This window comes from Priestia iocasae, assembly GCF_016909075.1.
GTDB lineage: Bacteria > Bacillota > Bacilli > Bacillales > Bacillaceae_H > Priestia > Priestia iocasae.
This window is the reverse complement of sequence record NZ_JAFBFC010000002.1, coordinates 363,544-388,468: the sequence shown is the minus strand read 5'-3', so window position 1 is coordinate 388,468 and position 24,925 is coordinate 363,544. Positions and strand designations below refer to the sequence as shown.

The following is a 24,925-nucleotide window of genomic DNA, read 5'->3' as shown; positions in this document are numbered from 1 at the left end:
TAGCAAAAAACTACCTATATTACCTTTTGTATTTACCATTGAGTATGTGTACCGTGACTCTTACAATAAAGTTGAATACGTTTTCAATTTTAGATGAGATAGGTGATTAATAGATGATTGATCAATTAAAAATAGACTTTATGAAAATCTTCCCTGGAGAAGAAGAGGTACGCGTGTTCTTTGCACCTGGAAGAGTCAATTTAATCGGAGAGCATACAGATTACAATGGAGGTTATGTATTTCCTTGTGCGTTAAGTATCGGAACATATGCTGTCGTAAGGAAACGTCAAGATCAACTTGTTAGGATGTATTCATTAAATTTTAAAGATGTTGAGATTGTGCAGTTTTCATTAGATAGCCTTTTATATGAAAAAAGTCATGATTGGGCTAATTACCCAAAGGGTGTAATGGACGTACTGATTAAGAAAGGGCATCACCTTTCAACAGGATTTGATGTCTTGTTTTATGGAAATATTCCAAATGGTGCAGGATTGTCTTCGTCTGCTTCTATTGAATTAGCTACTGCTGTTGTAATAAATGAGCTGTTTCACCTTAACTTAGAGATGGTGGAGCTTGTTAAAATTTCACAACAAGCAGAAAATGAGTTCATCGGAGTGAGCTGTGGAATTATGGATCAGTTTGCAATTGGAATGGGCAAAGAAGATCATGCTGTTTTATTAAACTGTCAAACGCTTGATTTCACGTACAGTCCACTAAAGCTACAAGATGCTTCGCTTATCATTTCAAATACTAATAAACGTCGAGGATTGGCAGATTCGAAGTATAACGAGCGCCGATACGAGTGCGATATGGCTTTGCGTGATTTACAAAAGGAGCTTTCTATTTCATCACTCGGTGAATTAACAAAAGAGCAATTTGAAGCGCACAAGCATTTAATTAAAAATGAGCTTCATCAAAAAAGAGCCAAGCATGCGGTTTATGAAAATGAGCGCACAAAAGAAGCTGTCGTTAAGCTTCAAGCGGGAGACATAGCTGGCTTTGGACGATTAATGAATGAATCGCACCGTTCGTTACGAGATGATTATGAAGTAACGGGAACAGAATTAGATGCGTTAGTAGAGGCAGCTTGGAATCAAGAAGGTGTAATTGGATCAAGAATGACAGGCGCAGGTTTTGGAGGATGTACAATCAGCATTGTGAAAGATGCTTATATTGAAACGTTTATTCAAGAAGTCAAAGATTCTTACACTAAAACGACAGGGTTAATTCCAGACTTTTATGTTGTCCAAGTAGGTTCTGGGGCAAGAGAGCTACAGCTAGAAGCGATTGAAAAGTAATTAAAAAGAAAGGATGATTAAGATGTCAATGACAATCTATAGTCATATTCACCGTTTGATTCAATATGGACTGCAAAAACAATTAATGACAAAATGGGACATAGATGTAGTACGTAATAAATTATTAGAAGTATTAGAGCTAGATGAATATAGTCATCCTGAGGATGAAGAGAACGAATATGAGAATATAGCTGATATATTGGAGAACATTTTGGACTGGGCAGCGGAACATGGTCGATTAGAAGAAAATACAGTCACGTACCGAGATTTACTGGATACAAAGTTAATGAGCTGCTTTGTACCACTTCCTTCTGAGGTGAATCGTCGTTTTTATTCAACATACGAAGAGCAAAGCCCTAAAGTAGCAACAAAGGATTTTTATCAATTTTCTAAAGATGTTCACTATATTCGAACCGATCGTATTGCAAAAAATGAAGCATGGTTAGCAGATACACCTTATGGACAACTTGAAATTACGATTAATCTATCGAAGCCTGAGAAAGATCCAAAAGCCATTGCAGCGGCTAAAGCAATGAAGCAAAGTACGTATCCTCAATGTTTACTTTGTAAGGAAAATGCAGGGTATGCAGGACGTGTAAATCATCCAGCAAGGCAAAATCATCGCATTATTCCAGTAGAATTAAATGATGAGCAATGGTATTTGCAATTTTCACCATATGTTTATTACCATGAGCATGCAATTGTCTTCTCAGGTGCTCATACACCAATGCAAATTTCTCAACAAACATTTCAGCGTTTGTTAGAGTTTACCGATAAGTTCCCGCATTATTTCCTTGGATCCAATGCTGATTTACCAATTGTCGGAGGGTCGATCTTGAGCCATGATCACTTTCAAGGTGGCTTTCATGAATTTCCGATGGCTAAAGCAGAAATAGAAAAAGTATATGAGGTTGAACAATTTAAGGGTGTAACAATTGGAAGAGTGAATTGGCCAATGTCTGTGGTTCGATTACAAGGAACCAATCAAGAGGAGCTTGTACAGTGTGCTCAACACATCTTCGAAAAGTGGCAGCAATACAGTGATGAAACAGTAGACATCTTTGCTTTTACAAATGATACGCCTCATAATACGGTCACACCAATTGCAAGACGACGTGGAGAGCTATTTGAGTTAGATCTTGTGCTTCGAAATAATCGTACAAGTGAAGCACATCCAGATGGTATTTTCCATCCTCATGCGGAAGTACATCATATTAAAAAAGAAAACATCGGATTAATTGAGGTCATGGGACTTGCCGTGCTACCAGGTCGCTTGAAGGAAGAACTGCAAGCATTAGCAGCGTGCTTAACTAAAGAAAATGTAGAAGAAGAAATAAGAAAACAAGAAGAAATATGGAAGCATCTAGATTGGGCAAACGCACTAAAAGAGAACTATTCTTTTTCAACGATTGAAGAAGCACAACAAATCCTACAAGAAGAGCTTGGAAAGGTTTTTGCCACAATTTTAGAACATGCGGGAGTCTTTAAAAGAGACGAAAAAGGAAAACAAGCATTTGATGCATTTATGAATACAGTAAAAAAACAAGGCTAGCCCATGGGCTAGCCTTGTTTTTTTAACTAATTAATGGTGGTCATGTGGTATAGGCTCGTTTGGAACTCCAACTTCACCTAGTAAAATGATCACAAGTGAGAAGATGACACTGACGATGGAAGCGTGTGCAAAATCGTATGTACCGCCTGCCATTGACGAAATAACGTATGCAGCCATGTTAATTAACAAGAAACCCCAAAAGAATGTCCAGAAGAAACGCATTATTTTCACCTCAGTTTCTACAAGCAGTTTGTTAATATCTTACCACAAGAATAGAGAACGAGAAAATGAAATTTTTACGAAACTTTACATATTGTATAAGAGGATATTGATTTTAAAAATCGAACAAGAAAAGAAAAAGGAGGAGTTTTTATGAAAAAAGAAGAAAAGACAGAACTGGAATTGTTGTTAGAGCAAGATCAATCTAATTTAACAGAATTAGGAATGGAGACGCTAGAGCGATTAAAGCAAGAGGGAATGGAGGATGAGCGGAAAGAATGAATAGAAAATAGGCATTGTTCTCTTTCATTTTTTCTCCTTTTTCATACACTATATCGAGTTAGAGTTGCCAATAAAGACGGGGGAGCCAGCATGATTGATCGTCGTTTTTTTAGTCTTGATAATCAATGGAATGTAGTACATTTACCAGAAAAACCAAATGGGTTTGGTGTGCTAATCTTAGGAGACAAAGATCATTTTGTAGAGAGTTCAACAAGTTTGTGGATTCAACATGAAGGTCGCTCACAGCTTGTAACGTATTTACAAGATCAAGGTTATACTATCTTTTATTCAAACTTATATGACAGACATTGGGGATCTTCAAAGGCATGTTGGTTAGCAAAGCAGTTATATCATTTAGTGATGAAGCAAGAAATTTTAAACAAGCGCATTCACATCTTAGCGGAAGGAATAGGTGCTTTAATTGCTCTTCAGTTAATGGAAGAAGGAGAAGAATCCATTAGATCAGTTGCTTTTTTAAATCCATGTATTGATTTTCATGCACATGTCCGTTATGAAAAGGCGAATAAATTTTTCTATAGGCAGATGATGAAAGAACTGAGTCAAGCGTATGGAGTAGAAAGAAAGCAAGTTGATAAAATTATTTCAGCTTATCCTCCTCTCAGTAGTTTTCAATCTACCTTGCCTGCGAAAATATGGACAACAGCAAATGAAGCGACTCACTATCCATTTTTCCACAGTAAACATTATGAAGCTCATCGAGAAAGCCTTCAAGCACCCGTAACTCTTTCCCTATACCTTATGGAAAAAAAATATTTGTTCCAACATGCTCTTACACATTTTTATGAACAATGTGAAAAAGAGTTATAACAAAAGCTCCTATGATTATACATATCTTAGGGGCTTTATTATTTGTGCGTCTGGCTATTAAAAGATGAGGTGATGATATGTCTAAGATAATTGTCGTTGGTTCTAATCGATTTGTTGGTTTTCACTTATGTACATCTTTTTTGAATGATGGAATTGAAGTAAAGGGTTATATGCATGAACCTCATAAATCTGAATCCTTTTTACAGGATGAGATGCGCTCTTTTTTAGGACGAAATGCTAACTTCACAAGTGTACAAATAGACGAGGCAGACCAACAGCTTTCAATTGATTCAGATACAGATGTCGTTTATTTTACTTATTTTGACGCCGGAGATTTTCATGACTCACAATTCTTACGGCATAAAATGAAAGAAGCAAACGAAGCGCTCATTCAAACCATTACAAAATGTAGACAGACAAAGACGAAGCTCGTTTTCTTATCAAGTTTACGAGTATTTGGAGAGGAACAAAAAGAGATTACAGAAGAAACCGTTCCAATACCAGATCATCGAGAAGGAAAACTAATGCTCCACTTTGAAAAAATGATTGAGAAAGCGAAGAGCTCTGATCTTCAATGTATGACTATACGAGTCCCCACAATATATGGACCATGGCAGCCGTTATCGATGGCGTATCAACATGCTCTCATTCATAAAGAAAAAAAAGAGATAATTGAAGAAGATACTCGTCATGTTCTCTACATTGATGATGTAGTGAACGCATTAAAAAGTAGTCAACAAGCTTCAATCAAATACGATGTTGTTCATTTAGTCAATAAACAGGATAAAGATTGGGGAAGAGGCGCACAACTATTGAATATAAAAGAAATACAAGAAAAAGAAAATGAGTTTAAAGAGAGTGAAAGAGCAAAAGAGATATTAAACTTTTATCCAAAGGTTAGTATAAGAGAAGGGATGTATCAACAAATGAGGCATACGCGTACAATCTTTTCTTATCGAAGCTAGTAGAATGAGTCTACAAGTAACGTCGCTCTTCGTTTATTAAAAGTAAGCATGAGGGAATTCGACATAAGATGGTTTTCCTCTATGTTGAATTTCCGCTTTAAGTAGAGGAGATAAGGTAAATTTTTCTTTTACAATTATATACGGGCAAGTTAAAATAATGAAAGAAACACAAGAACTCAGTTGATACGAGACATAAAGGAGTGGCGGTTTTGAACAAACTACTTTGTTTGTTTTTACTTCTCTTCTTCCTTTTGTCTGGATGTAGCAGTCCGATTCAGGGAAACATAAAAAATGTCGGCTTGCTTGTTCCAGAGACAATTAATGATCAAGTATGGGGGACAAAAGGATATACAGGGATGTTAAAGATTCAATCAAAGTTTAACACAGACGTATTTTATAAAGAGAATATGAAGTCAGAAGAAGTGGTTAGACAAGCGGTTGAAGAATTTGAGCAAAGAGGTGTCAATCTTATCTTCGGGCATGGTGATATATATGCTCAATATTTTAATGAGCTAGGAAAAGCATATCCAGATATTCAATTTATTTGCTTTAACGGTGATGCAAAGGCTGAAAACGTAACGAGCCTAAACTTTGAAGGACATGCCATGGGCTTCTTTGGAGGTATGGTCGCAGGTGAGATGACACAAACAAATAAAGTTGGGGTTATTTCCGCATTTGAATGGCAACCGGAAGTAAATGGTTTCTTTGAAGGAGCACTTTACGAAAATGCCGACGTTGATGTTGACGTAAGATTTGTGAAAAATTGGGATGATATTCAAACTGCAAATCATTTCTTAGATGAAATGATTGCTGAAGGTGTAGATGTTGTGTATCCTGCAGGCGATGGTTTTAATGTACCGCTTATTGAAGAGTTAAAAGCAAAAGGTTTATATGCAATTGGGTATATAACCGAGCAATCAGACTTAGGAGAGAATACGGTATTAACAAGTACTGTCCAACGTGTGGATGCTCTATATGAACTAGTAGCCAAAGAATTCAATGAAGGAACATTACAATCAGGTAACCTATCATTTGATTTTCAAGATGATGTCATTTCTGTAGGGAAGTTTAGTCCACTTGTGGCAGATGAGTATAGAGAAAAAGTTTTAAAGCATATTGAAACGTATAAAAGAACAGGGAACTTACCTAATCAATAATTCATATACATAAGAGGAGAGGACATAATGAACGAACAACAAATGCAATTTATGCAAATCGCTATGAAGTATTTACCAGAAGCAAAAGAACTTTTAGACAACACAGGTGTTGAACTAAGTATGGAGCACTTACAGCCAATTATGGAACTATTAACAAAAGTGATGAACGATGCGTATGAGCTTGGTAAACAAGAGGCTCTAAAAGAGCATAGTGAATAAAAATAACAGCTTGGAAAATCCAAGCTGTTATTTTTTGTCTTTAAAAAAATCTAATAGAGGTGATAATTCTTTAAACATTGGTTTCATCTTATCGACGGATGAAGCAATATCTTGAACCTGATTAAGGATCTGGTTCCAATCAGTACCGTTAATTGTTTCTTCTTTTTCTTCTTTTGCTGAACCAAACATCATTTTTGTAAAAGGGTCTATTTTTCTGCTATTAGCCATTTAAGAGCTCCTTTCTCACTTATTTTATATCTACACATTATTACTATATGAATTCTATCGCTGTCTGTTTCGGACAAACACCCATAGTTCGCCTGAAATAAAATGAAGAATTTTCGCTAGACAAGAGAATCTAAATAACGTAAAATTAGTACCAAGTCATAATAATTAATCATATATATATATAAATCGATCTAGAAGATGTGACATAACAGCACTTCCTTTACGTCACATCTTCTAGGTGAACCCTTGGGTGAGAGAGAACTCAAGAGGCCTACATGATCGTTAGTAGAGTGTTTTCTTTATGAAAAAGTGCTGTTACGTTATTTGATTTATGTATGAGTAGAATAATATAAACTCTTTAATTAAAGGAGATGCTATATGAATACAGGGATTATTGGGATTGGTCGCTATGTTCCAGAGAAGGTTGTAACAAATAAAGACCTTGAAAAAATCATGGATACATCCGATGAATGGGTCCGAACACGTACAGGAATTGAAGAGAGAAGAATTGCAGAAGATAATGAAAAATCTTCTCATATGGCATATGAAGCGGCATTAAAAGCATTGAAAAATGCTGATGTGAGTGCAGAAGACATTGATTTAATCATTGTTGCTACCGTCACACCTGATTATCCATTTCCTTCAGTTGCGTGTTTAATACAAGAGCGATTAGGGGCTAAAAAAGCAGCTGCTTTTGACATTAGTGCGGCTTGTGCAGGTTTTATGTATGGAATTGTGACAGCAAAACAATTCATCGATAATGGTGCTTATAAGCATGTATTAGTAGTTGGTGTCGAAAAGCTGTCGAGTATTATTGATTGGGAAGATCGTAATACAGCTGTTTTATTTGGTGATGGAGCAGGTGCAGCAGTAGTAGGGCCTGTATCAGAAGGAAGAGGTATTTTGTCATATGAGCTCGGGGCAGATGGAGTAGGAGCAAAACATTTGTATCAAGATGAGCACATTATTATGAACGGCCGTGAGGTATTTAAGTTTGCTGTTCGTCAGATGGGTGAATCAGCAATTAATGTAATTGAAAAAGCAGGCTTATCGAAAGATGATGTGGATTTCTTAATTCCACACCAAGCGAATATTCGTATTATGGAAGCGGCGAGACAGCGCCTTGATTTGCCAGAAGAAAAAATGTCAAAAACGGTTCATAAGTTTGGTAATACATCAGCAGCATCCATTCCTCTTTCCATTGTAGAAGAAGTAGAAAGTGGTAAAATAAAAGAGGATGATTTAGTGGTTATGGTAGGCTTCGGTGGAGGCTTAACATGGGGAGCCATTGCGATAAGATGGGGAAAATAAGCGATTCTTCAATCCGTTTCCTATAAAAGACTATGATACTGAGGGAGATGAATGATATGACAAAGAAACGAGTAGTTGTAACAGGGCTTGGAGCTGTTACACCGATTGGAAATGATGTAGAAACTTCTTGGAATAACGCAGTAGCAGGTGTATCAGGAATTGGTCCTCTTACAAGGTTAAATCCAGATGAGTACTCTGCAAAGGTTTCAGCGGAGCTAAAAGATTTTAACGTTGAAAACTTTATGGATAAAAAAGAAGCGCGTAAAATGGATCGCTTTACACAATATGCTGTAGCGGCTTCATTGATGGCTGTTAAAGATGCAAACCTAACAATTACGGAAGAGATTGCACCTCGTGTTGGTGTATGGATTGGATCAGGTATCGGAGGAATGGAAACATTTGAACAACAATTTGAAACGTTCCAACAAAAAGGTTACCGTCGTGTAAGTCCATTCTTCGTTCCGATGATGATTCCAGATATGGCAACAGGACAAGTTTCGATTGCTTTAGGAGCAAAAGGGATGAACTCATGTACAGTAACGGCTTGTGCAACAGGTACAAACTCAATAGGTGATGCATTCAAAGTGATTCAGCGCGGAGATGCAGATGTGATGGTAACGGGAGGAACGGAAGCACCAATTACAAGAATGTCCATGGCGGGATTCTGTGCTAATAAAGCACTATCAACAAATCCAGATCCAGCAACGGCATGTCGTCCTTTTGATAAAAATCGCGATGGTTTCATTATGGGTGAAGGTGCAGGAATTCTTGTTTTAGAAGAGCTTGAACATGCATTAGCACGTGGTGCAAAAATCTATGCAGAAATTGTTGGATATGGAGCAACAGGTGATGCGCATCATATTACTGCTCCAGCTCCTGGTGGTGAAGGCGGCGTTCGTGCAATGCGCCAAGCAATTGAGGACGGTGGCCTACAACCAAGTGATATTGATTACATCAATGCACATGGAACAAGTACGGAATATAATGATAAATATGAAACAATGGCGATTAAAGAAGTATTTGGTGAACATGCTCGTCAGGTAGCAATTAGTTCAACAAAATCAATGACAGGCCACTTGTTAGGGGCAGCTGGTGGAGTGGAAGCTATTTTTAGTGTGAAAGCAATTGAAACAGGTATGATTCCACCAACCATTAACTATGAAACACCAGATGAGGAGTGTGACTTAGATTACGTTCCAAACGAAGCAAGAAAGCAAGAAGTGAATACGGTATTAAGTAACTCGCTCGGGTTTGGCGGGCATAATGCAACGATCGTGTTCAAAAAATATTAATACAAAATGTTCAAAGAAAAGGGTTAGGAGAAATTCCTAGCCCTTTTTCTTTGTTTCAAAACGCAAAACTAAATTGCACACATAGGATGAAACGAGAATATTTGAAAGAAGGAATGGTAAATGAGCATTGTTTCAACTTATGAGTGGAAGTCCACTGAAAATGTATACGAAAAACTTTCTCCGTACTTTCCAGATGTGAAAGTAAACGAAATGACAGAGTGTTTGCTTGGATATGGAATGTGTAAGCCAAGTAATGAATTCTATAAAGTGTTAGAAGAACTTCATAAAAGGCATATATGGGTGAAGCTGAAAAAAAGATACTTAGTATTAAAGCGAGAATGGAAAGGTCCAGATATTCCGATTTTTATTTTACCTAGCAATATATTTAATCGAAAAATCCAAACGGAATTTAATGGGCGCTCAGGCGTGGCGTTTGAAGATAAATTGTTTGTTTTTATGTCTATGCAAACATCAGATGAGGAAGCATATGCGGTTTTAACTCACGAATATAATCATGTTTGTCGGATGAAAAGCCTAAACAAAAAAGAAAATGATCTAACTTTACTCGATACAATGATAATGGAGGGACTAGCTGAATATGCTGTAAAAGAGTATTGTGGAGAAACCTATATGGCCCCTTGGACTGACTATTATTCCAAGCAACAGGCAGAACAATTTTGGAATAAATATCTCATAAACAATCAAAGCTTGAAGCACATGAGTAAACGACATGATGAACTATTATTTGGACAGAAATGGTATCCGAAGATGCTTGGATATGGTGTGGGATATCACATTGTTATGTCTTGTGTAGAAAAACATCTGTTTTCATCGAAACAACTAATGGCAACATCAAGTAATACTATTTTACAAAAATCTACGTTCAACTTGAACAATGATTAAATCTTTACAAAATCTCCAATTTTTCGCTAATTTTCTCTTGAAGTGTTAGAAACCCTCACCATATTGCTCAGTAATTCACGATATTATTTTGTTAATTTTGAATAAAAAAATAAAAATAAATATTCAAAAAATATTGCTTTTGTAAAGAAATTGTAATATTATCTTATTCAAATATAATATTTAGTAAAAATTCAAATAAATGTAGAGGTGTGCAATGAAGATGGAACCTAAACATAATCAAAAGACACCGTTGCTTGAAGTGAGGAATCTAGAAACTTCGTTTTCGATTAATGGTAAATGGCACAATGCAGTGGATAATGTGTCCTTTAAAATAAACAGGAAAAAAATTGTCGGAATAGTTGGAGAATCAGGGTGTGGCAAAAGCGTACTATCTTTATCAGTTATTGGATTACTACCAAAGTTAAACAGTCGAATTAGTAATGGTGAGATTGTTTTTGAAGGTAAAAATTTAGCTGAGCTTTCTGATAATGAGATGAATAAAGTGCGTGGAAAAGATGTTTCAATGATTTTCCAAGAGCCAATGACTTCGTTAAATCCTGTCTTAACGATTGGTTATCAATTATCAGAAGTGCTGCATAATCATCGTAACATATCAAAAGCAGAAGCTCGGGAAGAAAGCATAGCGTTATTAAAAAGCGTAGGAATTTCAAGGCCAGAAAAAATTGTGGATGAATATCCGCATCAACTATCAGGCGGAATGCGTCAACGTGTCATGATCGCGATTGCCATTGCATGTCAACCTAAACTGCTCATTGCAGATGAACCAACAACAGCATTAGACGTAACGGTTCAAGCGCAAATTCTTGATTTATTAAAGGAAATTCAAGAAATCAATGACATGTCCATCATTATGATTACCCATGACCTTGGTGTTGTGGCAGAAATGTGTGATGAGGTAATCGTTATGTATGCAGGTAGGGTCGTAGAGCATACCGATGTAGATACGCTTTTTTATGATCCAAAACATCCTTACACAAAAGCTTTACTTGATTCGATTCCTAAGTTAGATGAGGAAGCTGTCGAATTGAATACAATTAAGGGAATCGTACCATCGCTTGTAAATATGCCGGCGGTTGGCTGTCGATTCGTGGACCGTTGTGCTCATGCGATGAAGGAATGTAGAGAAATAACTCCTCAACTAGCATCAGAATCAGAAGGACATGATGTGGCGTGCTTGCTCTATAAAAGTAGCTTTCCACGTGAAGGAGTGAAAACAAGCTAATGAGTATCGAAGTAAAAGAGAAAGATATTTTACTAGAAGTCAAAAATTTAAAAACGTATTACCCCATTCATGGAGGGTTTTTTCGACGTAAAATAGGTGATGTAAAAGCAGTCGATGATATTTCCTTTGAATTGAGAAAAGGTGAAACACTAGGATTGGTTGGAGAATCAGGCTGTGGTAAGTCTACAACAGGCCGGACTATTTTACGCCTACTCGATCCAACGGAAGGTAAAGTTGTCTTTAATGGACAAGATATTACGAGATTAAGAGGTACGTCGTTACGAAAGGTCAGACAAGATTTTCAAATGATTTTTCAAGATCCATATGCGTCACTTAATCCTACACAAATGGTTGGAGACGTTGTATCTGAGCCCATTCGGAATTTCACTGGGAAATCAATTAAACAATTAAAGCCAGAAGTAATGGAGCTACTAACAAAAGTAGGTTTACCTCAAGATGCTTACTATAAATATCCTCATGAATTCTCAGGAGGACAACGTCAACGTATCGGTATTGCACGTGCATTAGCATTACGTCCAAAGCTTATTATTGCGGACGAGCCTGTATCGGCTCTTGATGTATCCGTTCAGTCGCAAGTATTGAATTTATTAAAAGAGTTACAAGATGAGTTTGATCTTACGTTTTTATTCATTGCCCATGACCTTAGTGTGGTTAAACATATGAGTGATCGCATTGGTGTTATGTACTTAGGTGGCTTAGTGGAAATTGCTGAAAAGAAAAGCTTATATGCAGAGCCATTGCATCCTTATACACAAGCATTAATATCAGCAATACCTGAGCCTGATCCTAGAAAGAAAAAGAAACGTATCATTTTAGAAGGTGATGTTCCAAGTCCAGTAGATCCTCCAAGTGGATGTCCGTTTCACCCAAGATGTATGCATGCAAAGCCGGAGTGTTCACAGATCAAACCACAATTAAAGGAGGTGAAGCCAGGTCACAGGGTAGCTTGTCATCTTTATAGTTAGAAAATTCTTAAAAAGGCTACATATTTTCCATAATTAATAGGGGGGAAACCAATGAAGAAAAAATCATTATTAAGCGTAATGTCGTTGCTTCTTGTGATGTCTCTATTTTTAGCGGCGTGCGGAGGAAACAGCTCGACATCTACAAACAAAACGGAAAGCGAGCCAAAGACAGAAGGACCAAAAACAGATGCACCTGTAGAAGGTGGCGTTGTGACTTACGCGATCGATGGCGCACCAGAAGGCATTATGGAAGCTGGTTTTTATGGAAGTTCATATGATGCTGACATTTTATCGTTCATGACAGAAGGCATCTATAAAACAAATAAAGAGTTAAAGTATGAACCTAACCTTGCTGACTGGGAAGTTAGTGAAGATAAGCTGACTTACACGTTTAAATTTAAAGAAGGTGTAAAATGGCACAATGGTGAAGAGCTAACAGTTGAAGACTGGAAATATGCGTTAGAAGTACTTGCGCATAAAGATTATACAGGTCCACGTTTTGTGAACGTAGAACATGTGAAAGGTGCAGCTGAGTACAGAGAAGGAAAAGCAGATTCTATTTCTGGTATCGAAGTTGTAGATCCTTACACAATTAAAGTTACATTTAAAGAAGTACGCGTTAATAACCTTGAAAACTTATGGTCATATCCAATGCCTAAAAAACACTATGAAGGTATTGCTGTAGCTGATTTACAAGAATCTAAACAAGTTCGTCAAGAGCCTGTAGGTCTTGGAGCATTTAAAGTAAAGAAAGTAGTTAACGGAGAATATGTAGAATTAGAGCGCTTTGATGATTACTGGCAAGGTAAATCGCTTCTAGATGGCATTATCGTAAAAGTAATTGATCCATCATTAACTGCAGGTGCATTGCAGAAAAATGAAATTGATTTAATCGACATTCGTCCAACTGATTTACCTCAAATTGAAAACCTTGATAATGTAGAAGTTTTAGAAGGGAAAGCAGCTGTGTATTCTTATATTGGGCTACGCTTTGGTCACCGTGATCAAGCAGCTGGTAAGAACGTTGCTGACTTCGATAAGTTTGAAAACAAAGAGCTACGCCAAGCATTACTTTATGCAATTGATCGTCAAGCAATGATTAAAGGATTTATGAATGGCAAAGCAGTAGAATTCAATACAGTTATTCCTTCTGTATTCTGGATTGCAGCTGAAGAAAGTGAATTAAACCCTTATAAATATGACCCAGAAAAAGCAAAGTCATTATTAGCAGAGGCTGGCTATAAAGATGTAAATGGCGATGGTTTTGTTGAAGATCCAAGTGGTAAAGAGTTCAAGATCTCATTTGGTCACTATGCAGGACCAGCAAACTTTGAAGGGCGTGCAAAAGCGATTATTCAAGCTTGGAATGATATTGGTATCCAAACTGAAATGGCAACAGGTTCTTTAATTGAGTTTAACTTATACAATGAAATGAAAGACAACGATGATAAAGCATTAGAAGCATTCTTCGGTTCTTGGGGAACTGGTTCTGATCCAGATCCAAATGGCTTATGGGGTTCACACTCTGAGTGGAACTACGGTCGTTGGGTAAATGAAGAGTCTGACAAGTTAATCTTAGCTGGCTTAAGTGAGCAAGCATTTGATGACACGTTCCGTAAAGATACGTACGTACAATGGCAGAAGCTATTTAACGATGAGTTACCAGCTCTTCCTTTATGGGAAAATATGAACCTTTATGCAGTTAATAAACGCTTACAAGGTGTAACAATGGATCCAAACACAGCAATCATTGATCCACACAAATGGTCTGTAACAGAGTAATAATTAGATTCTTTAGCAGATAAGGAGAGTCAACAATGCTTCAATATTCACTTAGACGTATAATTGGAATGATTCCACTGTTGATTCTAATCTCCTTTGTAGTATTTTCCCTGGCAAAAATGATGCCAGGGGACCCCTTTGGGGGAGAAATTAATCCAAGTAACACAGATCCAAAATACATTGAAGAGATGCGTGAAAAGCTCGGATACAATGATCCGATCCCTGTTCAATATTGGAACTGGATTACTGGAATGTTTGAAGGAGATTTTGGGAAATCAACAACTCATAAACTACCAACATTAGAAGTTATTACTGAACGTATACCGAATACATTATTTTTAGCAATTACCTCTTTACTGATTACGTATCTATTTGCATTTGCCCTTGGGATGTATTCAGGTAAAAAGCCTTATACAATTGGTGATAATTTAATCGCAGGCTATAACTATTTTGCATTAGCCGTTCCATCTTTTATCGCCGGCATTGTAGCTATTTACTTTTTTTCGTTTCGACTTGATTGGTTTCCATTCAGCGGATCGGTTGCAGTTGGATTAGAACCAGGCACGCTTGCTTATTACCAAAGTAAAATTCACCATGTTATTATGCCAGCTCTTATCCTAGGATTAATGTCAACTGCTTCATACACACAGTTCTTACGCAATGACATTATTGAAAATAGCCGAAAAGACTTTGTTCGCACAGCTCGTGCGAAAGGAACGAAAGAATCTAAAATTTACAATGTACACATTTTACGTAACTCAGTGATTCCACTTGTTACATTTCTAGGTTTTGACCTTGTAACGCTCATTAGTGGAGCAGTTATTACCGAAACAATTTTTACTTATCCAGGAATTGGTCAACTTTTCGTTGAATCTGTTACAACACGTGATTACTCTGTCATGATGACCTTAACCATGATGTTTTCTGTATTGACATTAGTAGGAAACTTAGTAGCCGATTTATTATACGGAGTAGTAGATCCACGAATTCGTCTAGATTAGGAGGGGAACGAAATGGAAGTCGTATCAAATAAAAATATACAACCAGAACACCATACGAAAGTCCAGAAGAGTCCTTCTCCCTGGGCGATTGCGAGAAAAAAGTTTTTTAAAAATAAACTAGCAATGATTAGTTTAGTATTTATGGTCATTATTACAGCCTTAGCAGTATTTGCTCCTTATATTACAACTCATGATATCTCTCGAATTGATTACATGAAAATGAGTTTAGCACCTTCAGCAGAGCATTGGCTTGGTACAGATACAAATGGACGAGACGTATTTACAAGAACCATTTATGGAGGTCGTACATCACTTTTAATTGGTTTTTCGTGTACAATTTTAGTGGTATTAATCGGAACAATCATCGGAGCATTAGCTGGTTATTATGGTGGAACTGTAGACCAAGCTCTTATGCGCTTCACGGATTTCGTCTTAAACTTTCCATTAATCGTTTTTGTTATTGTTCTAAACACAATTTTTGTTGGAAAGATTTCAGGTGTATGGACACTCATTCTTGTAGTTAGTGCATTGAGTTGGGCTGGGGTTGCTCGTCTTGTGAGGAGTAAAATTTTGGCGGAGAAAGAAAATGAGTATGTACTAGCAGCTATTTCAATTGGCTGTAGTCCAGCAAAAGTCATCATAAAACATTTGTTGCCAAACGTTTTCTCCACTATTATTGTACAAGCAACGTTATTAATGGCCGTCATGATTGTATTTGAATCGAGTATTAGCTTCATTGGATTTGGTGTATCAGCTGACACACCAACATGGGGGAATATGCTAACGGAAGCAAGACAATCAAATGTTTTACAAAATCAAGTGTGGATGTGGGTTCCACCAGGGTTAGCCATTACCTTTACAATCTTAGCCATAAACTTTATTGGCGAAGGCTTAAAAGATGCATTAAATCCTAAATCAAACCGTTAAAAAATCTATCACCTCAACGTGATGGATTTTTTTTGTTCTTTTTAACGAATTTGGGATGATGTCTGAGACATGTTTTTGCTGTTTTTTCATATGATGTAGTAAAAGGTGGACAAGGGAGAATGTCTTGATGGGTAGAATGAACAGTAGGTTGGATGATAAAAGATGAGATTCTTCTTATTTCTTATAGGATTTGGACTTGCTGTTTCAGGAGGAACTATTATGATTATGTATTTAAACTTACTATCAGCAGGGTATACGTATAAAGATTATCTCATGTTTGTTTGGACAAGACCGGAGTGTTACTTGTTCATCATAGGACTAGCTGTTAGTAGTGTGTGTATTTATTATCCGAATGAAATGAGAAAAAATAATGAAAGATAAAGATAGATAGTATGATTTGGAATAAAAATTCCTTTCTTTGCCTATACTGATTTTTAATAAACAGTGTGTAAGTGAGGGGTGAAAATGTTGTATCTTCATGATGTCTGGGTTAATTGGTTTGAAGGTGAAGAAAATGGTTACAATGTTTGCCACTTTCACGAGTGGCGGAAAGATGACTGTGTAGAATTACTTGATCAAGTTCCATTGTTAAAGGTAGATTCATTATTGTTTCATTACATTGAGAATGATTTGTCAGAGTTACCTCAATCATTACTCAATGAGGTTTATCAAAAAGCATACATTCGTAAAAATCACGAGCGTATTCAGCTAGAATATTGCTTTGTTGTGACGGATGGACATGGAATTTTAGCGATTGACACGATGGGGTATCATATTCCCATTCGAAAAAGCCGTCTTATTCCAAGGCAGGAGCAGCTCGTGTATGAAATGATTCAAGAACAAGACATGGCGAAATATGAATTTAGCAAACAAGAGTTACTGAAGAAGGAACATCATATTCTATCGCCTGCACCTGCTACGATGACAGGATTAACAAGAAAAGAGCGTCAATTAAAGCAACTGCTTTTTATGGCACTCGATCAGTTACATGCATCTAAAAATGCTGCACAAGTTCGCTATTGGTATACAGAGTGGAATCCTGAGAGATATAGCTACATACAAGACATGGATTTTGAAGATGTATGGCAAGAATTATTTGAAGAAGCAAAAGAAGGATGGTCACCAAAGCATAAACAGCTTTGTGAAAACTTAATTAAAGGGCAACCTTTCTTTGAAAAGCTTTGGGAAATTGAGCAAGAACCAAAGGTAAATTAAAAAACAAACGACTGCAAATAGCAGTCGTTTGTTTTTTTAGCGTTTTCGGCCAACACCCATGGCATTACGCATTTTTCGCAGCATTTTGTTTGCAGCTGCATTCGCTTTTTCAGCGCCTTGATCTAGAATAGCATCCAGTTCTTCAGAATCAAGTAGTTCGTAGTAGCGTTCTTGAATTGGAGCTAAAGCATTCACAACTACTTTTGCTACATCTGCTTTAAAGTCACCGTAGCCTTTTCCTTCATACATAGCTTCAATCTCTTCAATCGATTTATTTTCTAGAATGGAGTAAATACCTAGTAGATTTGAAACGCCAGGTTTGTTTTCTTTATCAAATTTTACAATGCCTTCAGAATCTGTTACAGCGCTTTTGATTTTCTTTTCGATGGTTTTAGCATCATCGAGTAACGTAATAAATGCTTTTGAGTTTGGATCAGACTTACTCATCTTTTTCGTTGGCTCCTGTAGGGACATAATGCGTGCACCTACTTTTGGGATGCGTACTTCTGGTATGGTAAAGATGTCATTGTATTTTTTGTTAAAGCGTTCAGCTAAGTCGCGTGTTAGCTCTAAATGTTGTTTTTGATCTTCGCCAACTGGCACAAGATCTGTTTGGTACAATAAAATATCGGCTGCCATTAATGGCGGATAAGTGAGTAAACCAGCTGAAACAGCTTCTTTACCAGCAGATTTATCTTTAAATTGTGTCATGCGTTCAAGCTCACCAATGTAAGAAACACACTGTAACATCCATCCAGCTTCAGTGTGAGCTGGAACTTCTGATTGAATAAATAGCGTAGATTTTGTTGGATCGATGCCAACTGCGATATATAAAGCAGCGAGGCTACGAATGTTTTTACGTAGCTGCAGTCGATCTTGTGGAACAGTAATGGCGTGTTGATCGACAATGCAGAAATAACAGTTGTAATCATTTTGAAGCTCCACAAATTGCTTCATAGCACCAATGTAATTACCAAGTGTAATGGTTCCGCTCGGTTGAATACCCGAAAAAATAGTTTTCATAAAGAGAATCTTCCTTTCTTTTTTTGAGGCAATAAAAAAAGCCCACTCATCCTCTAACAATTGTTAGGGACGAATGGACCGCGTTGCCACCCTATTTATTTCAACATTCCATAAAATGTGAAATCTCTTAAGTCATAATGAATAGACATTATGTGTCATGTAACGTATAACAAACGTTCAAGCTTTGCACTTGAAAGCTCCAAAGTCCATTCCATACTAGCAAATGTTTGTTTACACCAACCACAAACTCTCTGAAATTTGCTAAAAGTATGTACTATTCTTTATCATCGCTTACGTAATAAAATTTTTGTTTTTATACTCTATTATATCCGTTCATCAAAAAAATGAAAACAGTGAATAGAAAATTTATATTTGCAAATTCGACAATTTGTGATATAGTTTTTGTAATCAAATTGCAACATCTATTTAACATGGAAATTTGTACTTCTAGAGAGGACAATACTGTATCTAGTAGACAACACTCTACAGAAGTCTACAAAATCAAATTTCATAAATAGTATTGCAATAAATTTTTAAACTATTTATAATAGTCGTAGTTCATATATTTTTTACAAATATGTTACAACATCTTAATTTTTCAGAAAAAATAAAATAGAAAGTGTTTTGCTACAATAGTTTTGTAGCTCTTTCGCATCTTCTACAGCATGATTACATACACAGACAAGTGTCCATGTTTCATTCTATGTTTCATAGAGTAGAAGATATATTTATAGAGTTTGTTCTTTATCTCTCTACTACGCGAAAAAAAGACTGACTATTTTGTGAAGATAGACTATTTCTGAAGTTAAGAAAGTGTAGGTTGTGAAAAGTATATGAGTGAAAAAATTAGGGGGGTAAACCATTCATGAAGAAAAGATTATCTGTTCTTTTTAGCTTGTTACTAGTGTTCAGTCTTTTCTTAACAGCATGTGGATTCAACAATGAATCTGGAAGTGATTCTAAAGATGCTGGTAAGGACGGCGGAAGCGGTAGCGGTGATGTGAAACAAGAACTTCGTTTAAACATTAAAACTGAGCCATTCTCATTACATCCAGGTTTAGCAAACGACAGTACATCTGGTGCTGTACTTCGTCAAACATTCGAGGGATTAACTCGTATTAATAAAGACGGTGAGCCTGAAGAAGCAATGGCTGAAAAAATCGATGTAAGTGAAGATGGGTTAACTTACACATTTACACTACGTGATGCAAAATGGACAAACGGTGATGCTGTAACAGCTCAAGATTTCGAAGCAGCATGGAAATGGGTATTAGATGCAAAGAATGAATCTTATTACGCTGAACAGTTATACTATTTAAAGGGTGGAGAAGCTGCACATAAAGGTGAAGGTAGCCCTGATGATGTAGGTGTTAAAGCAGTAGATGAAAAAACATTAGAAGTAACACTTGAGCACCCAACAGCTTACTTCTTAGAATTAACAGCTTTCTATACGTACTACCCAGTTAATAGCAAAATTGCACAAGAAAATGGCAAGTGGTACACAGATGCAGGAGATGCATATGTATCAAACGGTCCTTTCAAAATGACTGAGTGGGTACACAGCGATAAAATCGTATTAGAGAAAAATGCAGACTACTGGGATGCAGATTCTGTAAAGCTTGCAAAAGTTGATATGTTTATGATCAACGATAACAACACTGAATTATCAATGTTTGATAACGGTGAATTAGACTGGGCAGGTAACCCAACAGGTGCTCTTCCAGTAGAAGCAATTCCTCAATTAAAAGACCAAGGTGATTTAAACATCTCAGTTAAAACGGGAACTTACATGTACAAATTCAACACAACAGTTGAAGGGTTAGACAACGTAAATATCCGTAAAGCATTAGCTTATGCAATCGATCGTCAAGCGATTATTGACAATGTAACAAAACAAGAGCAAGTTCCTGCAACTGCAATGGTTCCACCACAAGCTTACGGTGAGGAAAGCCACTCTTTATACAAAGATGGCGATGTAGAAGCAGCAAAAGAACTTCTAGCTAAAGGTTTAGAAGAAAAAGGTATGGACAAATTAACGCTTAAACTTTCTTACAACACAGATGAAGGGCATCAAAAGATTGCTCAAGCTATTCAAGATATGTGGTCAAAAGCGTTTGAAGGTAAAGTAGAAGTATCACTTGATAATTCTGAGTGGAATGTATACATCGACAAGTTACACAATGGTGACTACGAAATCGGTCGTATGGGTTGGATTGGTGACTTCAATGATCCAATCACATTCTTAGAGTTATTCCGTGAAAAAGACGGCGGTAACAATAATACGTATTGGGAAAATGCAAAATACCAAGAGCTACTTGCTCAATCTCAACAAGAAGTTGATGCAGAGAAGCGTCTAGAGTTATTGAAACAAGCAGAGCAAATTCTAATTGATGAAATGCCAGCTTCACCAATTTATTACTACACAGATGCTTGGGTTCAAAAAGATAACTTAAAAGATGTAGTTGTATCATCTCTTGGTGACATCCAATTAAAATGGGCTCACTTTGAATAATAGTTGAATCTGTTTTATACAAAGGTATATGGGGATATCCCCATATACTTTTCTTCTTAATAGGGGAATAGTTGTTAAATTATGGAGGTGTTCTATTTTGCTTAAATATATCGGCAAGCGTTTGCTGTACATGCTACTTTCGCTATTCTTAATTATTACAGCAACGTTTTTCTTAATGAGAGCAGCACCTGGAGGTCCATTTGCTTCTGAGAAAAAGCTTCCTCCAGAAATCGAAGCAAATCTAAATGCATACTATGGATTAGACAAGCCGTGGTATGGTCAGTATTTTGATTACTTAACATCCATTGTAAAATGGGATTTCGGTCCTTCGTTTAAATATAAAGGACAAACGGTAAATGACTTAATTAGCGATGGTTTTCCAGTGTCATTTATGTTAGGGATGGAAGCAATCTTCTTAGCCTTAGCAATCGGTGTATTATTAGGTGTAATTGCATCATTAAACCATAATAGATGGCCTGATTACTCTGCGATGATTGTAGCAGTATTAGGAATCTCGGTTCCAAGCTTTATCATGGCGACTGTTTTACAATATTTCTTAGCAATTAAGCTAGGCTTATTCCCGGTAGCTCGTTGGGAGTCTTGGGCTCATACCGTCTTACCAGCTTTAGCATTAGCTTCTACACCAATGGCATTTATTGCGCGTTTAACTCGCTCAAGTATGTTAGAGGTATTAAGCAACGATTACATTAAAACAGCTAAAGCAAAAGGTTTAAGTAAGCCTGTTATTACAGTAAAACATGCAATTCGTAACGCAATGTTACCAGTTGTCTCATACATGGGTCCTTTAACAGCAGGGATCTTAACAGGAAGTTTTGTTATTGAAAAAATCTTTGGTATTCCTGGATTAGGTGCTCACTTTGTAACGAGTATTACAAACCGTGACTACACAGTTATTATGGGTGTAACAGTGTTCTATAGTATTTTACTTCTTGTATCCATTTTAATTGTTGATATTTTATACGGATTAATTGATCCACGAATCAAGCTAACTGGCGGAAAGAAGGGAGAGTAAAGGATGCAACAGATCCCTAAAAATATGTTTGAGCCAGCTTCTATTGATGCACGTGAAGCTGAAAGAATATCAAAACCAAGTTTATCTTTTTGGAAAGATGTAACGATTCGTTTTCGTAAAAATAAGCTAGCAATGTTTGGAATCGTTTTACTCGTTCTTCTTGTGTTCATGGCCATCTTTGGTCCGATGATGACACCATACGATTACAAGACAAATGATTTGTTAAATTCAAACCAACCACCTTCAGTTGATCATTGGTTTGGTACAGATGATTTAGGACGTGACATGTTTACAAGAACATGGGAAGGTGCGCGTATTTCTTTATTCATTGGTATCTCAGCAGCCCTAATTGACTTATTCATCGGTGTTTTATGGGGAAGTATTGCCGGATACCGTGGCGGTCGTACTGATGAATATATGATGCGTTTTGCTGATATTTTATGGGGTGTTCCATATTTATTACTTGTTATCTTATTAATGGTTGTATTAGATCAAGGTTTAGGAACGATGATTCTAGCTATGACAATTACAGGTTGGATTAACATGGCTCGTATTGTTCGTGGACAAATTCTTCAATTAAAGAATCAAGAGTATGTATTAGCAGCTCAAACTCTAGGAGCTAACACATCAAGAATCTTAATGAAACACTTAGTACCAAATGCAATGGGTCCTATTTTAGTTACAATGACATTAACGATTCCATCAGCAATCTTTACAGAATCATTCTTAAGTTACTTAGGTTTAGGTGTACCAGCACCGCTTGCAAGTTGGGGAACAATGGCTTCTGACGGACTGCCAGCATTAAAATACTATCCGTGGCGTATATTCTTCCCTGCAACATTTATTTGTTTAACTATTTTTGCGTTTAACGTAATCGGTGATGGACTACGTGATGCGTTAGATCCAAGACTACGCAAATAAAGGAGTGAGAAACATGGAACGTTTATTAGAAGTAAAAGACTTAGAAGTCTCATTCCAAACGTATGGCGGAGAAGTAAAAGCTGTTCGTGGTGTTAACTTTCACTTAAATAAAGGTGAAACTCTAGCCATCGTTGGGGAATCAGGTTCAGGAAAAAGTGTGACATCTCAAACGATTATGCGCTTAATTCCAATGCCTCCAGGTAAAATTGCAAACGGCCAAATTTTATTTGACGGTGACGATATCGTTAAAAAGACAGATAAACAAATGGAACAAATCCGAGGTAAAGACATCGGAATGATTTTCCAAGATCCAATGACATCATTGAATCCAACGATGAAAGTTGGCAATCAGATTACAGAAGTACTCATTAAGCATTTAAATATGTCAAAAGCACAAGCAAAAGAGCGTGCAGTTGAGTTATTAGAATTAGTAGGGATTCCATTCCCTGAACAACGTGTGAATCAATACCCACATGAGTTTAGTGGTGGAATGAGACAACGTGTTATGATTGCGATTGCCCTTGCATCTAATCCAAAGCTGTTAATTGCAGATGAGCCAACAACAGCATTAGACGTAACCATCCAGGCGCAAATTTTAGAGCTTATGAAAGAATTGCAGAAGAAGATGGATACAGCTATCATCTTTATCACGCATGACCTAGGTGTTGTAGCCAATGTAGCAGACCGTGTAGCGGTTATGTATGCAGGCCAAATTGTTGAAACGGGTACAGTAGATGAAATCTTCTATAATCCACAACATCCGTATACATGGGGCTTACTTGCTTCTATGCCAAGTCTTGATAATGATTCAAAAGAAGAATTAGCTGCCATTCCAGGTACACCGCCTGATTTAACGAATCCACCTAAAGGCGATGCGTTTGCAGCACGTAATCCATATGCAATGAAAATTGATTTTGAACAAGAGCCACCAATGTTTAAAGTGTCAGATACACATTATGCAAAAACTTGGTTGTTGCATCCAGATGCACCAAAAGTAGAGCCACCAGAATCAGTGAAACGTCGCATGCGCCAACTAGCAAACACTTATGCAAAACCGGTATTGGCGAAGGAAGGTGAATAAGATGGCAGAAAAACTACTTGAAATTAAAAACCTAAAGCAGCATTTTGATACAGGAAAAGGAGTTATCAAAGCTGTAGATGGTCTGACATTCGACATCTATAAAGGTGAAACATTAGGTCTTGTTGGTGAATCTGGTTGTGGTAAGTCAACGACAGGACGTACCATCATTCGCCTTTACGACGCAACAGACGGAGAAGTTCTTTTTAACGGTGAAAATGTTCACGGACGTAAATCAAAAGCAGAGTTAAAGAAATTTAATCGTAAAATGCAAATGATTTTCCAAGATCCATATGCATCGTTAAATCCTCGTATGACTGTTGCTGACATTATTGCAGAAGGTATCGATATTCACGGTTTAGCTAAAACAAAACAAGAGCGTATGAACAAAGTGTATTCATTACTTGAAACAGTTGGTTTGAATCGCGAGCATGCGAACCGTTATCCACATGAATTTAGTGGTGGTCAACGCCAACGTATTGGTATTGCACGTGCTTTAGCCGTAGAACCAGATTTCATCATTGCTGATGAACCAATTTCAGCTTTAGACGTGTCGATTCAAGCACAGGTTGTTAACTTAATGAAGAAATTGCAACGTGAACATGGATTAACATATTTGTTCATCGCGCATGATTTATCCATGGTTAAGTACATTAGTGATCGTATTGGAGTTATGTACCGCGGGAAAATCGTAGAACTTGCAACAAGTGAAGAGTTGTATCGCAATCCTCTTCATCCGTATACAAAAGCATTGCTATCAGCAATTCCGTTACCAGACCCTGATACTGAACGTACAAGAACACGTCAAGTGTATGATGCGAACGAACATAACTACAATGGAGAAGAGCCACAGTTACGTGAAGTAACACCAGGGCACTATGTATCTTGTTCAGAAGCAGAATTCAAGCAAATGACTAAATAGACGAAACGATCTCATAACGAGGTCGTTT

General features: G+C 37.0%; 25 protein-coding genes and 1 other annotated feature. Of the genes, 22 read left to right on the top strand and 3 right to left on the bottom strand.

Features of this window, described 5'->3' with window-relative positions; translation table 11 throughout:
- The first annotated feature begins 113 nt into the window (after positions 1–113).
- Both JOC83_RS07050 and galT read left to right on the top strand, forming a co-directional pair.
- Positions 114–1,298: a galactokinase gene (locus JOC83_RS07050; RefSeq protein ID WP_205185728.1), complete on the top strand. Its 1,185-nt coding sequence runs from the start codon at positions 114–116 to the stop codon at positions 1,296–1,298.
- Positions 1,299–1,326: 28 nt separating this feature from the next.
- Positions 1,327–2,850 carry a UDP-glucose--hexose-1-phosphate uridylyltransferase gene (gene galT, locus JOC83_RS07045; RefSeq protein WP_205186049.1) on the top strand — a complete coding sequence of 508 codons (1,524 nt, stop codon included), beginning with the start codon at positions 1,327–1,329 and terminating at the stop codon, positions 2,848–2,850.
- 30 nt (positions 2,851–2,880) lie between these two features.
- On the opposite strand, the gene JOC83_RS07040 is transcribed toward galT, so the two are convergent.
- On the bottom strand, positions 2,881–3,072 hold the full coding sequence (locus JOC83_RS07040) for a YjzD family protein (protein WP_205185727.1): 192 nt from the start codon (positions 3,070–3,072) through the stop codon (positions 2,881–2,883).
- A gap of 150 nt (positions 3,073–3,222) precedes the next feature.
- Between JOC83_RS07040 and JOC83_RS20180 the strand changes: the two genes are divergently transcribed.
- The 5 genes from JOC83_RS20180 (at position 3,223) to JOC83_RS07020 (ending at position 6,520) form a co-directional block, all read left to right on the top strand.
- Positions 3,223–3,351 carry a hypothetical protein gene (locus JOC83_RS20180; protein ID WP_275580416.1) on the top strand — a complete coding sequence of 43 codons (129 nt, stop codon included), beginning with the start codon at positions 3,223–3,225 and terminating at the stop codon, positions 3,349–3,351.
- Positions 3,352–3,441: 90 nt separating this feature from the next.
- Entirely contained in the window at positions 3,442–4,179 is a 738-nt protein-coding gene (locus JOC83_RS07035; protein ID WP_205185726.1) for an alpha/beta hydrolase, read from the top strand.
- 77 nt (positions 4,180–4,256) lie between these two features.
- Entirely contained in the window at positions 4,257–5,144 is an 888-nt protein-coding gene (locus JOC83_RS07030; RefSeq protein WP_205185725.1) for an NAD-dependent epimerase/dehydratase family protein, read from the top strand.
- Positions 5,145–5,353: 209 nt separating this feature from the next.
- The gene (locus JOC83_RS07025) at positions 5,354–6,301 is read left to right on the top strand and encodes a BMP family ABC transporter substrate-binding protein (protein WP_239583394.1); all 948 of its coding nucleotides are present in this window, start codon (positions 5,354–5,356) and stop codon (positions 6,299–6,301) included.
- 27 nt (positions 6,302–6,328) lie between these two features.
- A complete protein-coding gene (locus JOC83_RS07020) occupies positions 6,329–6,520 on the top strand; it encodes a ComZ family protein (RefSeq protein ID WP_205185721.1) in 192 nt (63 codons plus the stop codon).
- A 27-nt stretch (positions 6,521–6,547) separates the two neighbouring features.
- On the opposite strand, the gene JOC83_RS07015 is transcribed toward JOC83_RS07020, so the two are convergent.
- Positions 6,548–6,748: a hypothetical protein gene (locus JOC83_RS07015; RefSeq protein WP_239583393.1), complete on the bottom strand. Its 201-nt coding sequence runs from the start codon at positions 6,746–6,748 to the stop codon at positions 6,548–6,550.
- Between the two features lie 378 nt (positions 6,749–7,126).
- On the opposite strand from JOC83_RS07015, the gene JOC83_RS07010 reads away from it, so the two are divergent.
- From JOC83_RS07010 to JOC83_RS06965, 10 genes are all read left to right on the top strand, one after another.
- Positions 7,127–8,059, top strand: a complete 933-nt coding sequence (locus JOC83_RS07010) for a beta-ketoacyl-ACP synthase III (RefSeq protein ID WP_205185719.1) — start codon at positions 7,127–7,129, stop codon at positions 8,057–8,059.
- A 56-nt stretch (positions 8,060–8,115) separates the two neighbouring features.
- On the top strand, positions 8,116–9,351 hold the full coding sequence (fabF, locus tag JOC83_RS07005) for a beta-ketoacyl-ACP synthase II (protein ID WP_205185717.1): 1,236 nt from the start codon (positions 8,116–8,118) through the stop codon (positions 9,349–9,351).
- 120 nt (positions 9,352–9,471) lie between these two features.
- The gene (locus JOC83_RS07000; RefSeq protein ID WP_205185715.1) at positions 9,472–10,254 is read left to right on the top strand and encodes a DUF2268 domain-containing putative Zn-dependent protease; all 783 of its coding nucleotides are present in this window, start codon (positions 9,472–9,474) and stop codon (positions 10,252–10,254) included.
- Between the two features lie 220 nt (positions 10,255–10,474).
- Positions 10,475–11,497, top strand: a complete 1,023-nt coding sequence (locus tag JOC83_RS06995) for an ABC transporter ATP-binding protein (protein ID WP_205185713.1) — start codon at positions 10,475–10,477, stop codon at positions 11,495–11,497.
- Positions 11,497–12,483 carry an ABC transporter ATP-binding protein gene (locus tag JOC83_RS06990; protein WP_205185711.1) on the top strand — a complete coding sequence of 329 codons (987 nt, stop codon included), beginning with the start codon at positions 11,497–11,499 and terminating at the stop codon, positions 12,481–12,483. Before JOC83_RS06995 ends, JOC83_RS06990 begins: the two co-directional genes overlap by 1 nt.
- 51 nt (positions 12,484–12,534) lie before the next feature.
- The gene (opp4A, locus tag JOC83_RS06985) at positions 12,535–14,265 is read left to right on the top strand and encodes an oligopeptide ABC transporter substrate-binding protein (protein WP_205185710.1); all 1,731 of its coding nucleotides are present in this window, start codon (positions 12,535–12,537) and stop codon (positions 14,263–14,265) included.
- Positions 14,266–14,300: 35 nt separating this feature from the next.
- A complete protein-coding gene (gene opp4B / locus JOC83_RS06980) occupies positions 14,301–15,266 on the top strand; it encodes an oligopeptide ABC transporter permease (RefSeq protein WP_205185709.1) in 966 nt (321 codons plus the stop codon).
- A 12-nt stretch (positions 15,267–15,278) separates the two neighbouring features.
- A complete protein-coding gene (gene opp4C, locus JOC83_RS06975; protein ID WP_205185708.1) occupies positions 15,279–16,193 on the top strand; it encodes an oligopeptide ABC transporter permease in 915 nt (304 codons plus the stop codon).
- A gap of 162 nt (positions 16,194–16,355) precedes the next feature.
- Complete coding sequence (locus JOC83_RS06970; RefSeq protein ID WP_205185707.1) at positions 16,356–16,574, top strand: YuzI family membrane protein; 219 nt, start codon at positions 16,356–16,358, stop codon at positions 16,572–16,574.
- A gap of 84 nt (positions 16,575–16,658) precedes the next feature.
- Positions 16,659–17,408: a YjbA family protein gene (locus tag JOC83_RS06965; protein WP_205185706.1), complete on the top strand. Its 750-nt coding sequence runs from the start codon at positions 16,659–16,661 to the stop codon at positions 17,406–17,408.
- Positions 17,409–17,444: 36 nt separating this feature from the next.
- Here the strand turns inward: JOC83_RS06965 and trpS are convergent, their stop codons facing one another.
- Entirely contained in the window at positions 17,445–18,431 is a 987-nt protein-coding gene (trpS, locus tag JOC83_RS06960) for a tryptophan--tRNA ligase (protein ID WP_205185705.1), read from the bottom strand.
- Between the two features lie 62 nt (positions 18,432–18,493).
- Positions 18,494–18,728, bottom strand: a binding site (T-box leader).
- Between the two features lie 568 nt (positions 18,729–19,296).
- Here trpS and JOC83_RS06955 point away from each other — a divergent pair.
- From JOC83_RS06955 to JOC83_RS06935, 5 genes are all read left to right on the top strand, one after another.
- Positions 19,297–20,943, top strand: coding sequence for a peptide ABC transporter substrate-binding protein (locus JOC83_RS06955; protein ID WP_205185704.1), 1,647 nt, complete (start codon positions 19,297–19,299; stop codon positions 20,941–20,943).
- 97 nt (positions 20,944–21,040) lie between these two features.
- Entirely contained in the window at positions 21,041–21,976 is a 936-nt protein-coding gene (locus JOC83_RS06950; protein WP_205185703.1) for an ABC transporter permease, read from the top strand.
- Between the two features lie 3 nt (positions 21,977–21,979).
- Positions 21,980–22,897, top strand: a complete 918-nt coding sequence (locus tag JOC83_RS06945; protein ID WP_205185702.1) for an ABC transporter permease — start codon at positions 21,980–21,982, stop codon at positions 22,895–22,897.
- 13 nt (positions 22,898–22,910) lie between these two features.
- Complete coding sequence (locus JOC83_RS06940; protein ID WP_239583391.1) at positions 22,911–23,978, top strand: ABC transporter ATP-binding protein; 1,068 nt, start codon at positions 22,911–22,913, stop codon at positions 23,976–23,978.
- Positions 23,971–24,897, top strand: coding sequence for an ABC transporter ATP-binding protein (locus tag JOC83_RS06935; protein ID WP_338038879.1), 927 nt, complete (start codon positions 23,971–23,973; stop codon positions 24,895–24,897). The genes JOC83_RS06940 and JOC83_RS06935 overlap by 8 nt, the downstream gene beginning before the upstream one ends.
- Positions 24,898–24,925 lie beyond the last annotated feature (28 nt).

What these genes read in the sequence shown, in the direction of transcription:
- JOC83_RS07050 (WP_205185728.1), top strand. Translation starts at nt 114, where the DNA reads ATGATTGATCAATTAAAAATAGACTTTATGAAAATCTTCCCTGGAGAA.
- galT (WP_205186049.1), top strand. Translation starts at nt 1,327, where the DNA reads ATGACAATCTATAGTCATATTCACCGTTTGATTCAATATGGACTGCAA.
- JOC83_RS07040 (WP_205185727.1), bottom strand. Translation starts at nt 3,072, where the DNA reads ATGCGTTTCTTCTGGACATTCTTTTGGGGTTTCTTGTTAATTAACATG.
- JOC83_RS20180 (WP_275580416.1), top strand. Translation starts at nt 3,223, where the DNA reads ATGAAAAAAGAAGAAAAGACAGAACTGGAATTGTTGTTAGAGCAAGAT.
- JOC83_RS07035 (WP_205185726.1), top strand. Translation starts at nt 3,442, where the DNA reads ATGATTGATCGTCGTTTTTTTAGTCTTGATAATCAATGGAATGTAGTA.
- JOC83_RS07030 (WP_205185725.1), top strand. Translation starts at nt 4,257, where the DNA reads ATGTCTAAGATAATTGTCGTTGGTTCTAATCGATTTGTTGGTTTTCAC.
- JOC83_RS07020 (WP_205185721.1), top strand. Translation starts at nt 6,329, where the DNA reads ATGAACGAACAACAAATGCAATTTATGCAAATCGCTATGAAGTATTTA.
- JOC83_RS07015 (WP_239583393.1), bottom strand. Translation starts at nt 6,748, where the DNA reads ATGGCTAATAGCAGAAAAATAGACCCTTTTACAAAAATGATGTTTGGT.
- JOC83_RS07010 (WP_205185719.1), top strand. Translation starts at nt 7,127, where the DNA reads ATGAATACAGGGATTATTGGGATTGGTCGCTATGTTCCAGAGAAGGTT.
- fabF (WP_205185717.1), top strand. Translation starts at nt 8,116, where the DNA reads ATGACAAAGAAACGAGTAGTTGTAACAGGGCTTGGAGCTGTTACACCG.
- JOC83_RS07000 (WP_205185715.1), top strand. Translation starts at nt 9,472, where the DNA reads ATGAGCATTGTTTCAACTTATGAGTGGAAGTCCACTGAAAATGTATAC.
- JOC83_RS06995 (WP_205185713.1), top strand. Translation starts at nt 10,475, where the DNA reads ATGGAACCTAAACATAATCAAAAGACACCGTTGCTTGAAGTGAGGAAT.
- JOC83_RS06990 (WP_205185711.1), top strand. Translation starts at nt 11,497, where the DNA reads ATGAGTATCGAAGTAAAAGAGAAAGATATTTTACTAGAAGTCAAAAAT.
- opp4A (WP_205185710.1), top strand. Translation starts at nt 12,535, where the DNA reads ATGAAGAAAAAATCATTATTAAGCGTAATGTCGTTGCTTCTTGTGATG.
- opp4B (WP_205185709.1), top strand. Translation starts at nt 14,301, where the DNA reads ATGCTTCAATATTCACTTAGACGTATAATTGGAATGATTCCACTGTTG.
- opp4C (WP_205185708.1), top strand. Translation starts at nt 15,279, where the DNA reads ATGGAAGTCGTATCAAATAAAAATATACAACCAGAACACCATACGAAA.
- JOC83_RS06970 (WP_205185707.1), top strand. Translation starts at nt 16,356, where the DNA reads ATGAGATTCTTCTTATTTCTTATAGGATTTGGACTTGCTGTTTCAGGA.
- JOC83_RS06965 (WP_205185706.1), top strand. Translation starts at nt 16,659, where the DNA reads ATGTTGTATCTTCATGATGTCTGGGTTAATTGGTTTGAAGGTGAAGAA.
- trpS (WP_205185705.1), bottom strand. Translation starts at nt 18,431, where the DNA reads ATGAAAACTATTTTTTCGGGTATTCAACCGAGCGGAACCATTACACTT.
- JOC83_RS06955 (WP_205185704.1), top strand. Translation starts at nt 19,297, where the DNA reads ATGAAGAAAAGATTATCTGTTCTTTTTAGCTTGTTACTAGTGTTCAGT.
- JOC83_RS06945 (WP_205185702.1), top strand. Translation starts at nt 21,980, where the DNA reads ATGCAACAGATCCCTAAAAATATGTTTGAGCCAGCTTCTATTGATGCA.
- JOC83_RS06940 (WP_239583391.1), top strand. Translation starts at nt 22,911, where the DNA reads ATGGAACGTTTATTAGAAGTAAAAGACTTAGAAGTCTCATTCCAAACG.